This window comes from Pedobacter nyackensis (assembly GCF_900176505.1).
Classification (GTDB): domain Bacteria; phylum Bacteroidota; class Bacteroidia; order Sphingobacteriales; family Sphingobacteriaceae; genus Pedobacter; species Pedobacter nyackensis.
This window is the reverse complement of record NZ_FWYB01000002.1, coordinates 697256-711646: the sequence shown is the minus strand read 5'-3', so window position 1 is coordinate 711646 and position 14391 is coordinate 697256. Positions and strand designations below refer to the sequence as shown.

7 protein-coding genes are annotated in these 14391 nt (G+C 40.2%); 6 read left to right on the top strand and 1 reads right to left on the bottom strand.

Annotated elements, in window-relative coordinates; translation table 11 throughout:
- Position 1 precedes the first annotated feature (1 nt).
- Both ricT and B9A18_RS07260 read left to right on the top strand, forming a co-directional pair.
- Positions 2-1456, top strand: coding sequence for a PSP1 domain-containing protein (gene ricT / locus B9A18_RS07265; RefSeq protein ID WP_084288578.1), 1455 nt, complete (start codon positions 2-4; stop codon positions 1454-1456).
- Complete coding sequence (locus B9A18_RS07260; protein WP_084288577.1) at positions 1449-1919, top strand: gliding motility lipoprotein GldH; 471 nt, start codon at positions 1449-1451, stop codon at positions 1917-1919. The genes ricT and B9A18_RS07260 overlap by 8 nt, the downstream gene beginning before the upstream one ends.
- Here B9A18_RS07260 and B9A18_RS07255 read toward each other — a convergent pair whose 3' ends face one another.
- Entirely contained in the window at positions 1920-3221 is a 1302-nt protein-coding gene (locus tag B9A18_RS07255; RefSeq protein ID WP_084288576.1) for a UDP-N-acetylmuramoyl-tripeptide--D-alanyl-D-alanine ligase, read from the bottom strand. It abuts the gene before it with no gap.
- 87 nt (positions 3222-3308) lie between these two features.
- Here B9A18_RS07255 and B9A18_RS07250 point away from each other — a divergent pair, with 87 nt between their 5' ends.
- The 4 genes from B9A18_RS07250 to B9A18_RS07235 all read left to right on the top strand — a co-directional run bounded on the left by B9A18_RS07250 (position 3309) and on the right by B9A18_RS07235 (position 14386).
- A complete protein-coding gene (locus B9A18_RS07250) occupies positions 3309-5792 on the top strand; it encodes a M14 metallopeptidase family protein (protein ID WP_235005255.1) in 2484 nt (827 codons plus the stop codon).
- Between the two features lie 184 nt (positions 5793-5976).
- Positions 5977-9231, top strand: a complete 3255-nt coding sequence (locus tag B9A18_RS07245) for a SusC/RagA family TonB-linked outer membrane protein (RefSeq protein WP_084288575.1) — start codon at positions 5977-5979, stop codon at positions 9229-9231.
- Between the two features lie 21 nt (positions 9232-9252).
- Positions 9253-10620 (top strand): SusD/RagB family nutrient-binding outer membrane lipoprotein, encoded by a 1368-nt coding sequence (locus B9A18_RS07240; RefSeq protein ID WP_084288574.1) that lies wholly within the window; start codon positions 9253-9255, stop codon positions 10618-10620.
- 604 nt (positions 10621-11224) lie between these two features.
- Complete coding sequence (locus B9A18_RS07235; RefSeq protein WP_084288573.1) at positions 11225-14386, top strand: SusC/RagA family TonB-linked outer membrane protein; 3162 nt, start codon at positions 11225-11227, stop codon at positions 14384-14386.
- The last annotated feature ends 5 nt before the right edge of the window (positions 14387-14391 follow it).

Here is a 14391-nt window from a genome sequence, read left to right as displayed (position 1 = left end):
TATGGGATGTGGAAGTTGTTCTACAGGTGGCGGTTGCGCCCCCGCAGGCTGCAAAAGTAATGGCTCGTGCCTTACTGGCGGATGCGGAAAAATGGAAGTTTACGATTGGCTGTCCAATTTGGATATGCCCTCAAATTATAAGCCTTTTCAAGTAATAGAAGTTAAATTTAAAGGCGCAAGGAAAGAGTTCTTTGTGAACAATGATAACATTTACCTTGAAATTGGCGAGTTGGTAGCGGTTGAAGGACCGACTGGCGGCTATGATATCGGTCACGTTTCACTTACCGGAGAGTTGGTAAGAATGCAAATGAAGCGCAGGAAAACTGCGATTGATCAGGTAACGAGAAAAGTTTACAGGAAAGCTACAGAGGCCGACGTGGAGAAGTGGAAAGCTGCTAAAGCGATGGAATGGGAAACCATGCACAAAGCGCGCACGCTGGCACTGGACTTGCGTTTGTCGATGAAAATTAGCGACGTAGATTATCAGGGAGACAAAACAAAAGCGACTTTCTTTTACACTGCTGAAGGCAGGGTAGATTTCAGGGAGCTGATCAAAAAAATGGCGGAAACGTTCCGTATCAGGATCGAAATGCGCCAGATTGGTATGCGTCAGGAAGCGGGCAGATTGGGCGGAATAGGCTCTTGTGGTCGTGAATTGTGCTGCTCTACCTGGTTAACTAACTTTAAAACAGTATCTACAGCTGCGGCAAGGTACCAGAACTTATCTTTAAATACTTTAAAACTAGCCGGCCAGTGCGGTAAGCTGAAATGCTGCTTAAACTACGAGCTGGATACTTATCTGGATGCGTTGAAGGATATTCCTGATCGCGTAGATAGCTTGCAAACCGAAGTTGGTGTAGCGAGACATCAGAAAACAGATATCTTTAAGAAAATCATGTGGTTTAGTTATCCGAATATGGAAGACTGGATTCCTTTAAAGGTTGACCGTGTAAAAGAAATCATGGCCATGAACAAGAAGGGACAGAAACCTAATAATCTTAAGGAAGAGGCTGTTGAGGTAGCTACAACAACGATAATTGATAAAATTCCTGATTATGAGAATGTGGTTGGACAGGATAGTTTAACCCGTTTGGATGATAAACCTAAAAACAAAGGGAACAGGAATAACCGTAATAACAATCAAAACCGCAATAGAAACAATGCTGATCGAAAAGAGGGGGCAGAGAAAGCGGAGAGAACTGACAGGCCAGAGCGTGTTGACAAGCCGGAACAGAGAGGTCCAAAACCTCCCCAGCAGTCTAAAAATAAACCTGAGGTAAAGAAGGAAAACGCTCCAGGCGGACAAGCGCAACCTAAAGCTCAGGGTGGACAGCCAAAGGTTAAGGCACCTGCGGGACAGGAGCAGCCTAATGCCGAAAAGCCTGCTGGAAACAAAAACAACAGAAATAGGAATAATCGTAGAAAAAAACCAGCGGATAAGCCTAAAAATGAATAATAGTAAAGTTTTACTTTTGGTCACAACCGTTCTTACATTGTTGTTTAGCGGTTGTGATACCAATGATATTGCTGATAGTAATCAAACAATGCCTTCGCGCAACTGGAGTTATGCGAATAAGGTAAAGGTGGTGGTTGATATTCCCGACAGTAATAAGCCTTATAATATTTACTTCAAATTAAGGCATACTGCTGATTACCGGTACTCGAATATTTTTGTGCTGTTTAATGTGAAATCTGCGAACAAAAAGAGCAGTAGCCGCTATGAATTTAAGTTGGCAGAGGCAGATGGGCAATGGACCGGATCGGGTTCGGGGAACTTGTTTACCTATACTTTGCCTATGCTTACTCAATATAAGTTCCCGGCTCCAGGAAGGTATGAGCTCGAACTGGAACAGAATATGCGTGATAACCCCCTTAAGGAGGTTAGTGACGTAGGAATAAAGGTTTCAATTGTTAATTAGTTAAAGCAGCGGTAATAGCTGTTCAAGGGCCATACCACGTGAGCCTTTTAATAGAACCAGGCTATTGTTTATTGGATTGACTTTTAAAAATGCCTCTGCTTCCGCAGGGGTGTTAAAGAAATTACCTTTATGGGTGTCTTTTGCTTCATAGAAGTATTTTCCTATGAAGATCAGGGTATTTACCTGTAGTTTTTCGGCCTGTTCAATGATCAGTTTGTGTTGCATTGCCGACTCCTGACCTAACTCAAACATATCTCCAATAATGACTGTTTTATTGTTGCTGCTTAAATGCTCAATATTGGTAAGTGCTGCGGCCATACTGCTTGGATTGGCATTGTAGAAGTCGCATATCACCGTATTGCTGGCCGTTTTTGTGATTTGTGAGCGGTTGTTATTAGGCGCATAACCCGCTAAACCTGTATTAATCTCATCAGGGCTTACTTCAAAAAATTGTCCGATGCAGATCGCAGCGAGGATATTCTCAAAGTTATAGGTTCCTGTAAGCTGCGCTTCTGTGTTAAATGAGCCTGATTTACTACTCCAACTGAGTTCGATAAATGGATCGGATTTGATTAACCGGCCATATACGGTATTGATTTCTTCTGTTCCGTAATAAATAATTTTATTGAGATTGGCTTTTTCACTCATCTCCATTAAGTAGGGGTTGTTGCGATTGATGAAAGCAAAACCTTCATGTGCTTTGAGGTAGGCGAACAATTCTGCTTTCCCTTTTTTTACGCCTTCAAAGCCGCCAAAGCCATCTAAGTGGGCCATACCGATATTGGTGATCAATCCGTGTGTAGGTTGGGCTATACCGCACAGAAATTCGATTTCTTTTTGGTGATTTGCTCCCATCTCTATTACCGCAATTTCTGTTTTTGAGGTAAGGGAAAGGATGGAAAGTGGAACACCAATATGGTTGTTTAGGTTTCCTTTGGTCGCAAAGGTTTGGTATTTCTGCGAAAGTACGGCCTTGATCAGTTCTTTGGTGGTGGTTTTCCCATTGCTTCCTGTTAAACCAATAACAGGGATACTGAGTTGGTTGCGGTGATGACGGGCCAGATCCTGTAGCGTGGTTAAAACATCAGCAACAAGGATGCATCGATCGCCGGTAAGATAGGTTTCATTGTCAATAATGGCATATGCAGCCCCCTGGTTGATGGCTTGCGTGGCAAATGTGTTGGCGTCAAATTTATCTCCTTTAAGGGCAAAGAATAAGCAGCCATCAACGATGTTCCTCGTGTCTGTGCAGATGGTTGGATGATTGAGGAAATGCTGATATAAAGATTCGATGTTGGCCATATGTTTATTGATAATGATTGGTAAAATTACACTATGAAAGAGAAACAAAAAATATTCTTTAGTACTTTGGTATATTAATTCCTCATTATGAAATACTTTCTGCTTCCATTTCTGTTTTTATTATTGGGGATTGGTGCTGTAAAAGCGCAAGTAAAGTCGCCGGATGAGTTTTTAGGCTATCCTTTAGGAAGCAAGTTTACTCCGCATGAAAAGGTACTGGAGTATTTCAAATACCTGGGGAAGGCTACTAAGAACGTAAAGATTGTGAGTTACGGGAAGAGCTATGAAGGTCGTGAGCTACTGGTGGCGATTGTATCTGCAAAGGGGAACATGGAAAAACTGGAGCAGATCAGGAAGAACAATCTGGATTTAAGTAAGGGGCAGAAAGTAAGTGTAAAATTAGCTAAGCAGCCGCCTATATTGTGGCTAAGTTATAATGTGCATGGGAATGAGGTCAGTTCAACGGAAACTGCAATAAAGACCTTGTATGCGCTTGTAGAAGCTAAAACGTCGAGTATTGAAGAATGGCTAAGGAATGCTGTAGTTGTTATTGATCCGTGTCTAAATCCAGATGGCAGGGAGCGTTATGTGAGCTATTTTAATAGTGTTGCGGGTATAAAGCCTAATCCCAATCCGATGGCAAGGGAGCACATAGAACCCTGGCCTGCTGGTCGTTCTAATCATTATTATTTTGATTTGAATCGCGACTGGGCCTGGCAATCGCAGGTTGAAACACAGCAGCGATTGGTTTTGTATCGCGCGTGGATGCCTGAAGTTCATGTTGATTTTCATGAACAGAATTACAATGAACCTTATTATTTTGCCCCGGCAGCTGAGCCGATACACCAGGATGTAACCGCCTGGCAAAGGGAATTTCAGATGACGGTTGGTAAGAACAATGCGAAATATTTTGATCAGAAGGGCTGGAAGTATTTTACCAGGGAGCAGTTTGATTTGCTGTATCCTTCGTATGGGGATACTTATCCTTTGTATAATGGTGCTATAGGTATGACTTATGAACAGGGAGGAATAGGTGCGGGCTTGGCTGTAGTTACCATTGACGGGGATACATTGACGTTAAAGGATCGGATCGCCCATCATTATACAGCCGGTATGGCTACACTTGAAACGGTGTCAAAGCATTCCGATAAGCTGGTTGATGAGTTTAGAAAGTACTTTGAAAAGGCCTTGGTTAATCCTCCGGGAATTTTTAAGAGCTATGTGGTAAAGGGACAAAATCTGGGCAAACTGAAGCGAATGGCCCAGCTTTTAAAGAAGAATGGGGTGGAGTTCGCTTTTGGAGGAACGCAGTCGATGACGGGTTTTAATTATGAAACCGGGAAAACGGATGGCTTTAAAATAGAAAGGAATGATTTGATTGTAAATCTGGCACAACCTGCAGCGGTATTGGCAAATGTGCTCTTTGAGCCACAAACCAGCGTTAAAGATTCAAATACCTATGACATCACTGCATGGGCCCTGCCTTATGCTTATGGATTAAATGCTTATGCGGTTAAAGAATCCATAAAAGGTAAGTACCTGTCTGTTGAAGAGCCAGGGGTACCGGGCAATGGGCAAAATCCTTATGCATGGCTTTTGCCCTGGAATTCTATTGACGATGCAAAGGTGCTGATCGCGTTGCAGAATGCCGGGATAAAGGTTCGGGTTGCTGAGGAAGGGTTTTCAGCTGGAGGAAGGGCTTACCCGGTAGGGACATTGCTGGTATACAGAGTTGAGAATGAACGTACGGTGAAAGCTTTGTCGACCAAAATTGCTGATATAGAAAAGCAATGGAAGACTTTGTTTTACCCTGTAACGGGTGGTTTTGTAGATAAGGGCAAGGATTTTGGATCGTCAGTTTACCCTGCTTTGACTGTGCCAAAGGTGGCGGTTGTTGCCGGGCCGGATGTTTCGGCACAAAGTATGGGGGAGGTTTGGCATTTCTTTGAGCAAGAATTGGGTTATCCTGTAACGACAATAGGGGTTGATGATATTAATAACCTTGATATTAATAAGGTAAATACGTTGATTCTTCCGGATGGATCGTATGGAGAGAATTTGAATGAAAAAATACAGGATTGGATAAAGATTGGCGGGAAGTTGATTCTGATAGAAGACGCGATATTAAGTGTTATCGGTAAAAAACCGTTTGATATTCAAAAGAAAGAATATTTTAAGGATGAGCTTGCGGCGAATTCTGTATTAAAATACCAGGACAGAAAACAAGCTAATTTATCCAATGCAATTCCTGGTGCTATCTTGAAGGTTGAACTTGACCGGAGCCATCCGATCTCGGCCGGGCTGGGTAATTATTATTATACTTTAAAAACGGACGACAGGCTGTATGAGTTTCTTAATCGGGGCTGGAACACTGGTATTCTGAAATCGGGCAGTTATGTAGCTGGAATTGCCGGTGAGGGGGCGCTTAAAAAGCTAGGTAACGGGATGCTTTTTGGTGTGCAACCTGAAGGAAAAGGCGTAGTTGTTTATTTTGGTGCCAGCGTACTTTTTCGTTCTTTTTGGGAAAATGGAAAACAAATGTTTGCGAACGCTGTTTTCTTAGTGAATTAATCTCTGAAAAGCGTTCTCTGTGGAAGTATCTTATAAGAATCATTGTTCTTTAAGTAGTTTTTATTACACGTGTTTTCGCTTCTTTTATATACCAATTAAGTCTAGAATTAAGGTAGTCCCCCGAATGATGTTTTGAATTAAGATAAATGGTTTGAGTGCTTATTAACTTAAATTTTAATTTATCATGAAAAAACTTATACAAAGTTTGTTCATTTTGGTGCTTGTTGCTGGAGCTGCAATGGCACAGGATCGGACAATTACTGGTACGGTTACAGGAAAAGATGATGGACTTCCAATTCCAGGTGTTTCTGGAAAAATTGTTGGGACCTCTATAGGTACATCAACAGATGCAAATGGTAAGTATGCCATTAAGGTTGCGTCAGGGCAAGCTTCAATCGAATTTTCTTCTCTTGGTTATGTGCGACAGGTAGTCGCTGTAGGCTCGTCAAATATTGTTAATGCGACGATGGTTACTGACGCGAAGCAATTGGGAGAGGTTGTGGTTACTGCGCTTGGTATTAAGCGGGAGGTTAGAGCGCTCGGTTATTCTGCTCAAAGTGTTAAAGGGGATGATTTGACAAAAACTGATCAGGGAGATGTCTTAAAATCACTATCCGGTAAGATTGCAGGTGTACAGATCACCTCTTCATCAGGTACCCCTGGAGCCTCTACTTATATTCAATTAAGGGGGTCAAATACTTTAACGGGGAACAATCAGCCTTTATTTGTGGTAGATGGGAATCCAATTAATAATGCCCAAAATTATTCTGGAGATCCTTCGGATGCTGAGAATAACTTGCTGGCAGGAGCTACCAATTCGAATAGAGGGGCAGATATTGATCCTAATGATATCGAAAGTATAACAGTTTTAAAGGGGCCTGCAGCTGCGGCAATTTACGGTATCGAAGCTGCAAATGGGGCTATTGTAATTACAACTAAGAGAGGTAAAGCAGGGAAAATTCAGGTGGATTTTAATACCGGAGTATCCTTTGATGCGATAAATCGTTATCCTGGCCTCCAAAATCAGTGGGTTAAGGGCTCTGGTGGTGTTCTTTCTCCCTTTACTTCATCCAATCGTTATTCTTGGGGGCCACATGTAAATGACGTATCCTGGAATGGAATTCCTAATGAGTTTGATTCTCACGGGGATGTTGTTTTAAAAACAGACCCTTCTGCTAAAATTCCGTTTGTTCCTTATGATAACTTAGGCACCTTTTTTAGAACGGGTTCCACTTTCACAAATTCTGTTGCAATAAGCGGCGGTAATGAGATCGCAACATATAGAGCTGCTGTGAGTAATGCTTATTCTAATTCAATTGTTCCATTGCAAAATTTTCAGCGTACTTCGGTTTCTTTTGCAGGGGATTTAAAAATTTCTGAAAAATTAAAGATCTCCAGTAATGTAAATTATATCGCCAGTGATGGAAATATGCCTCAACAAGGAAGTAATGTTTCCGGTATTATGCTTGGCTTAACCAGAACACCTATTTCATTTGATAACTCGAATGGTGCCAGTAAGGCGGATGATCCAAAAGCATTTTTATTATCTGATGGATTGGTTCGTTCTTATCGGAATGCAGTTTATGATAACCCATACTGGACAATTAATAAAAATCCTTACTCTACAAATCTAGGTCGTTTATTGGCTAATATTCAAGCCGATTATGATATTGGCCAAGGTTTTACAGCGATGTATCGCGCCGGTATGGATACTTACCAGGATAACAGACATCAGTATTATGAGATTCAATCGGGTGCATTCCCTGATGGACGAATTTTCGATGATCGCTATACTTATAGAAGTTTAAATACGGATTTAATCATTGGATACAGTAAGGATATTTCAGAGAACCTTAGGTTTGATGGAAAGGTAGGTGGTAACTTATATGGCAGAAAAATGGATGAATTGTATACACAAGGGGATAATCTTACTGCTCCTGGTTTTGATAACATCTATAATGCAAGTGCTGTAAAATCTGCAAACTTTATTACCCCATACAGAAAATCGGGTCTTTATTATACGTTGAATTTATCTTATAAATCAATGTTGTATTTTGAAACGACTGGAAGAAATGACTGGACCTCAACTTTGCCTAAGGGAAGTAATTCCTTCTTTTATCCTTCTGCTAATGTAAGCTTTGTGCTTTCGGAGCTTGATGGGCTAAAAGGAGGGGATGTTTTGAGTTTTGCTAAAATTCGTGCATCTATAGCTCAGGTAGGTAAGGATGCAGAAGAGTTTAAGACAAGAACTTTTTATGCACCAACTACCTTCCCTGATGGTTATACCAGTGGTATTTCCTTCCCAAGTGATGGTGTGGCGGGCTATGGTTTATTCAATGTGCTTGGAAATCCAGATTTGAAACCAGAAAAAACTACGGCTTATGAGATTGGAGCACAATTGCAATTTTTTCAAAATCGTTTGGGAATTGATATTACCGGATATTATAGTAAGGGTAAAGATCTGATTTTGGAAGCTCCTATTTCCGGAGCTACAGGTTATCAGTTTATAACTTTGAATTCTGGTTCTGTTAGAAATAGAGGTTTAGAGATTCAGGTTACCGGTACGCCTATAAAGAATACAGATTTCGAATGGTCTGCTTTTCTGAACTTTAGTATGACAAGGAGTAAAGTCCTTTCATTAGCTGATGGGGTTCAGCAGATTACTTTGAATGGGTTTACGGGTACGGTAATCGCTCAGGTTCCGAATATGCCAACGGGGATTATTTATGGATATGGATATACCAGGGATGATGCGGGAAATATTGTTATAGATGATAATGCAATAGCAGATGGTGGAGGATATCCGGTTGTAAATACGGGCGTTCAAAAAGAAATAGGAAATCCTAATCCTAAATTTTTAATGGGTTTGGGGAATACATTTACTTACAAGAACCTGTCATTATATACATTGCTAGATTGGAAATTTAAGGGTGATATCTGGAATGGAACACGTGGTTCGCTTGCCGCGATAGGTACTTCTGATTTAACTAACAATAGAAATACAACGACGGTGTTTCCTGGAGTGCTAGGGCATTTAAATGCGAATGGTGATCTGGTTCACTTTACCTCCCCCGGTGTTGAAGCGCCTGGACCTGGAGGTGTAAACTCAGTTGGGGTGCTTTTAGATGAGGCTTGGTATACTGGTAATGGTGGTGGTTTTGGTAATTTAAATGAAGCTTTTGTTGAAGACGGATCTTACATTAAATTAAGAGAAGTCGCGTTGTCTTATGATTTCAAAAATGTCTTCGGAAACATGAAAAATCCTTTTGTTAAAGGGTTGACCGCTGGTTTGTTCGCAAGGAATATTATTATTTGGACACCTTACCACGGCATCGACCCCGAGACTAGCTTAACCGGTTCTACAAGTGCGCAGGGTATTGACTATTTTAATAGTCCAGGCACAGCAAGTTATGGTTTGAATCTTAGATTTAAATTTTAATCTATCTAAAACATTAAGGACATGAAACGAATATTTATAAATAGAATTAAGAGAAACCAAATACTTGTACTGCTGTTAGCGGTATTGGTCGTTTCTTCTTGTAAAAAGAGTTATTTTTATGATGGGATTAACGATGACCCATCTCAGTTAAAAGATCCGGTTCCATCAAATTTGTTAGCTGGAGTGATTCAATCTACAGGCTATCTTGTTGGGGGAGATGCATCAAGGTTTACAGCAAATTTTATGCAACAGGTAACGGGGTCTGCAAATCAATCTCTTTTGGCAAATAATTATGAGGTGTCTGCTGATGACGTGGACAATATGTGGACTGCCGGTTTGTATCCTAGTATAATGAGTAATGCAAATTCGTTAATTAAAGTTGCAGAAACGAAAAATCAAAAGCATTATGCTGCTGTTGGACAGATCTTAATGGCGTATAATTTGGGCTTAGCTACAGATTTATGGGGCGATGTTCCATATACTGAGGCTTTTTTAGGTAAGGCAAATTTGCAACCAAAATACGATAGTCAAGCAAGTATTTATGCCACTCTTGATAATTTATTGGCAACTGCCATCACTACCTTAAGTACTGACGACGGTAGTCCATTTCAGCCTGGGGATAAAGGAGATGACATGCTTTTTGGGGGTAATCTTCAGCGTTGGAGCAGGTTTGCTCATTCGTTAAGGGCTAAATTTTATTTGCACCAGGCAAAAAAGGACAATACAAACTATGCTAAAGCTATTGCTGAAGCTGCATTAGGCTTTCAGCCAGGAGAAATGGCCGCTATTAATTTTTCGGGTACAAGTGTGGGGACGCAAAATCCATGGGCCCAATTTAACGAACAACGTGGTGACATTGCTTTTGTTGGTACTATTTATGATAAACTTGCGGCCGCAGCTGATCCCAGGTTGGAGGCTTATCAAACTGTAGATGGACCGGATATCTTTTTAGGGCCTCTTTATGGAAGCTCTAACTCTCCTGTTGTTTTAATGAGTTATGATGAGCTTAAATTTATTGAGGCTGAGGCTCACTTTCAAAAACCAGGGCAGGATAGAATCGCTGCTGCGGCGGCTTATAATGCGGGAGTTGTAGCTAATCTAACAAGGACAGTAAATAGTGCTTCATATGCACCAATCGTAGCTAAAACTGCTGTGACTATTACATTAAACGACATCATGACGCAGAAATATTTTGCATTGTTTCTTAATCCGGAGGTTTGGACTGACTGGAGAAGAACAGGGTTGCCTGTGTTAACAGCTCCAGCTGGAAGTTCACTGGGTGGTGCTTTACCAAGGACATTGCTTTATCCTTCAGGGGAGCAGAGGTACAACTCGAATGCGCCTAAAAACACGTCGATGTTGAGGCGTGTTGGATGGGATGTTCAATAGATTTTAAGATCAAAAGATATAATGATGAAGGGTGTCCAAAAAGTATGAACACCCTTTTTTTATTGTCCCATTATGCATTGCAATCACCGAGTAACTCCGGATCGGAATCTGCACAAAAATTGGAGCTGTTCAAATGACAATGAGGCCAACTGTACAATTTAAGGCATTAGCCGCAATACTTGTGCACGAACTCTTCATAGATGAATGTAAAGTCTAGTATTCCATTGATCTTGCGAATAAGGTTATTTTTTGCTTTAAGGTTGGGGGGCAGCCTGTGACTTTGCAGATTAATATGTAAGCCTAGGGCCTTACTGGTTTTTTTTTGTAAAAAAAAATGATGTTATAATAATAGTCTATAAGAAGTGTTAATTAATGTTAAAAGTTTTGTTACATGAGTTGTGTCAGGGGCTTATTGTAATTAAATGTTAAATATCGCTCGATATTCAATATAATATTTTGTTTTAAAACCTTTTTGTAGCTTATGGTGTTTGTATATTAAGTCATTGAATAGTCATAAATTAACATCTAGCTCTTTTTAAGCTATGCAAGCATATCAATATCTCTATATTAGACCATTATTAACTAACCTAAATTTTAATTTCTTATGAAAAAACTTTTACAAAGTTTGTTCATTTTGGTGTTTATCGCAGGAGCTGCGATGGCGCAAGATCGAACAATTACTGGTACAGTTACGGGAAAGGAAGACGGTCTTCCGCTTCCTGGGGTTTCTGTAAAAATCGTGGGTACTCAGAATGGTACCTCAACAGATGCAAATGGTAAATACGCTCTTAAGATTGCATCGGGACAAGCTTCAATTGAAGTCTCTTCAATAGGCTATCTTACCCAGATAGTATCGATTGGTTCATCAAATGTATTAAATGTGGCTTTAGCTACAGATGCGAGGCAACTGGGCGAAGTTGTTGTAACTGCAATGGGTATAACAAGAACTGCCAAATCTCTTGGGTACGCTGTTACTACGATAAAGGGTGATGAATTGACTAAGGCCAGAGAAACTAATGTAATCAATTCCCTTGCGGGTAAAGTTTCAGGTGTTAGAGTTACGTCTCAGTCAGGGACTGTAGGTGGTTCTTCCAAAATTATCATTAGAGGGGCGTCTTCGTTTAACTCAACAGGAACATCCAATCAGCCAATATTTGTAATTGATGGATTACCTGTAGATAACAGTTCTCAGCAGATTAATACCATTACAACCAGTAGTGTTCCTCAGGGAAGTGCAGGTTCTGATTATGGTAATAGAGCTGGGGATTTAAATTCAGATGACATCGAAAGCATTACCGTCCTGAAGGGAGCATCTGCTACAGCGTTGTATGGTGCAAGAGCAAAAAATGGCGCGATTGTTATCACGACTAAAAAAGGGAAGAAAGGACAGGCTTCGGTATCTTTCAATTCTTCTACACGTTTTGACAATGTGCTAAAGCTTCCTGAATTTCAAAATGAATATGCTCAGGGAGTTCAAGGAGCTTATAATAGTGCAAATCCGACTCAGAATAGCCCAAGCGTGAATGGTTGGGGCCCTAAGATCAGTGAGGTTCAGGACCGAACATATACTGATTACCTTGGTCGGAATATAACTTTACAAGCTTATCCGGATAATGTTAAGGATTTCTATGAAACAGGTAAAACATATATTAATTCAGTTTCATTTGAAGGTGGGGGTGATTCTGGCGATTATCGTTTCGGATTTACAAATACTACTCAAGACGGGATCGTTCCAAATGAGAAGCTTAGAAAGAATTCGTTGAGCTTAAATTCTGGCCGAAATATTTTCAAAGGTTTAGATATTAGGACGAGCGCAAACTATACGCGCACAGCAGCGGATGGCCGTCCGGTACAGAGTTCAAACAATCCAAGTGTATTGCAGTCTATCGTTTTTGGCTTGCCTAGAACAATTGACGTAAATTTATTAAGAGATAATTACGTTGATCCTGTTACTAAGCAACAGATTGCTCTAACACCAACCAGAACTGGTAATAATCCATTTTGGGTAGTGAATAACAACAATTTCTCTAACGTTGTCGATCGCTTTTTTGGAAATGCAATTGTTACATATAAACCGCTTGAATGGCTAACCATCTCTAACAACTTAGGTACGGATTTTTACAATGAGTATAGAAAGGGAGTGACCAGACAAGGGACAATTGGGTCATTAACTGGTGATTTTTATGCAGCAAACATTTATAACAGGATTATAAATAACGATTTGATTGTCACAGCTGAGCAAAAGCTAACTAGTGATCTTGATTTAAAGGTGATTGCTGGTTACAACGTTTTTGAATCGTTTTATCGCAGAGATCTTACTGATGCTCAGCAATTGACGATTGATGAGTTGTACAATTATTCAAATGCAGGGAGTGTGGTTACGACCAATACTTCTAATAAAAGAAGAATTCAAGGCGTTTATGGTGACATAGGACTTTCATACAAAGACTTTTTATTCTTAAACGTTACAGGAAGAAATGATTGGTCTTCGACATTACCTGTTCAAAATCAATCGTATTTTTATCCTTCGGTGAGTTCAAGTTTCGTTTTCAGTGAAGTTTTGCCTAAAACCTCTTGGTTTAACTATGGTAAATTAAGAGCCAGTTATGCAAACGTAGGTAGTGATACTGAGCCTTATCAAGGTGCATTTACTTATAGTCCAATTAGTGCTGCATTTGCGCAGTATGGCTATGGTTCAACTTTTCCATTTAATGGTGTCTTGGCATTCAGTAGTCCTTCAGCTATCCCGAACTTAAATCTAAAACCGCAAAACCAAGCTTCGTTTGAGATTGGTACTGAATTAAGGTTCTTAAATAGCCGTGTAAATCTAGATGTGACTTACTACAATACGAATACTTCAGATCAGATAGTAAGCTTACCACTTCCACAATCGACAGGATATTCGACTGCACTAAGAAATGCAGGTTCAGTTAAAAATCATGGGGTTGAGGTTACTCTAGGTTTAGTCCCGGTTAAAGTGTCTGATTTTACCTGGAACATGGACATCAATTTCTCTAAAAATGTACAAACAGTTGAGTTGCCTAAAGAACTAACGTCTTATTCACTGGCTAGCGGCTGGAGCGGACTGTCAATCAAAGCTGAATCTGGTAAGTCATTTGGTATCTATGGTGTTGCCTGGCTGAGAGATGATGCAGGAAATATAGTTATTGATGCTGCTAACGGATTAAGAAAAACAGCTAGTGACAAGAGATTGGGTAACATGAGCCCTGATTGGCTAGGTGGTATTAATAATACTTTTTCTTACAAAGGAGCATCTCTTAGTTTCTTGGTTGATATGAGAAAAGGTGGTGTAATATTCTCTAACTCTGTTTCTACACTGAGAACGAATGGTCTTGCGAAGGAAACTTTACTAAACAGAGGTAATATATTTATCGACAAAGGGGTTGTTGCTTCAGGTGCTACATTTATTCCTAACACGATCCCTGTTACAAGTATGCAGGAATATTGGGCTCAATATTCAACTACAAATACAGAAGCAAATATCTTTGATGCTTCTTACGTAAAACTTCGAGAAGTTAGATTGTCCTACCTGTTGCCATCGAAACTTTTTAAAGGTGGGGCGAAATTCATAAAGGCTGCAGAAATAGGACTTGAAGGTAGAAATTTATGGATCATCCATGATAATGTTCCACATATTGATCCGGAAGCAAACTTTTTTGGAACTGAAAGTGTAGCTGAAGGTGTTGAGTTTAATTCAATACCATCTACAAGAACCCTTGGTTTTAACATAAGACTTAAGATTTAATAGAA

What these genes read in the sequence shown, in the direction of transcription:
- ricT (WP_084288578.1), top strand. Translation starts at nt 2, where the DNA reads ATGGGATGTGGAAGTTGTTCTACAGGTGGCGGTTGCGCCCCCGCAGGC.
- B9A18_RS07260 (WP_084288577.1), top strand. Translation starts at nt 1,449, where the DNA reads ATGAATAATAGTAAAGTTTTACTTTTGGTCACAACCGTTCTTACATTG.
- B9A18_RS07255 (WP_084288576.1), bottom strand. Translation starts at nt 3,221, where the DNA reads ATGGCCAACATCGAATCTTTATATCAGCATTTCCTCAATCATCCAACC.
- B9A18_RS07250 (WP_235005255.1), top strand. Translation starts at nt 3,309, where the DNA reads ATGAAATACTTTCTGCTTCCATTTCTGTTTTTATTATTGGGGATTGGT.
- B9A18_RS07245 (WP_084288575.1), top strand. Translation starts at nt 5,977, where the DNA reads ATGAAAAAACTTATACAAAGTTTGTTCATTTTGGTGCTTGTTGCTGGA.
- B9A18_RS07240 (WP_084288574.1), top strand. Translation starts at nt 9,253, where the DNA reads ATGAAACGAATATTTATAAATAGAATTAAGAGAAACCAAATACTTGTA.
- B9A18_RS07235 (WP_084288573.1), top strand. Translation starts at nt 11,225, where the DNA reads ATGAAAAAACTTTTACAAAGTTTGTTCATTTTGGTGTTTATCGCAGGA.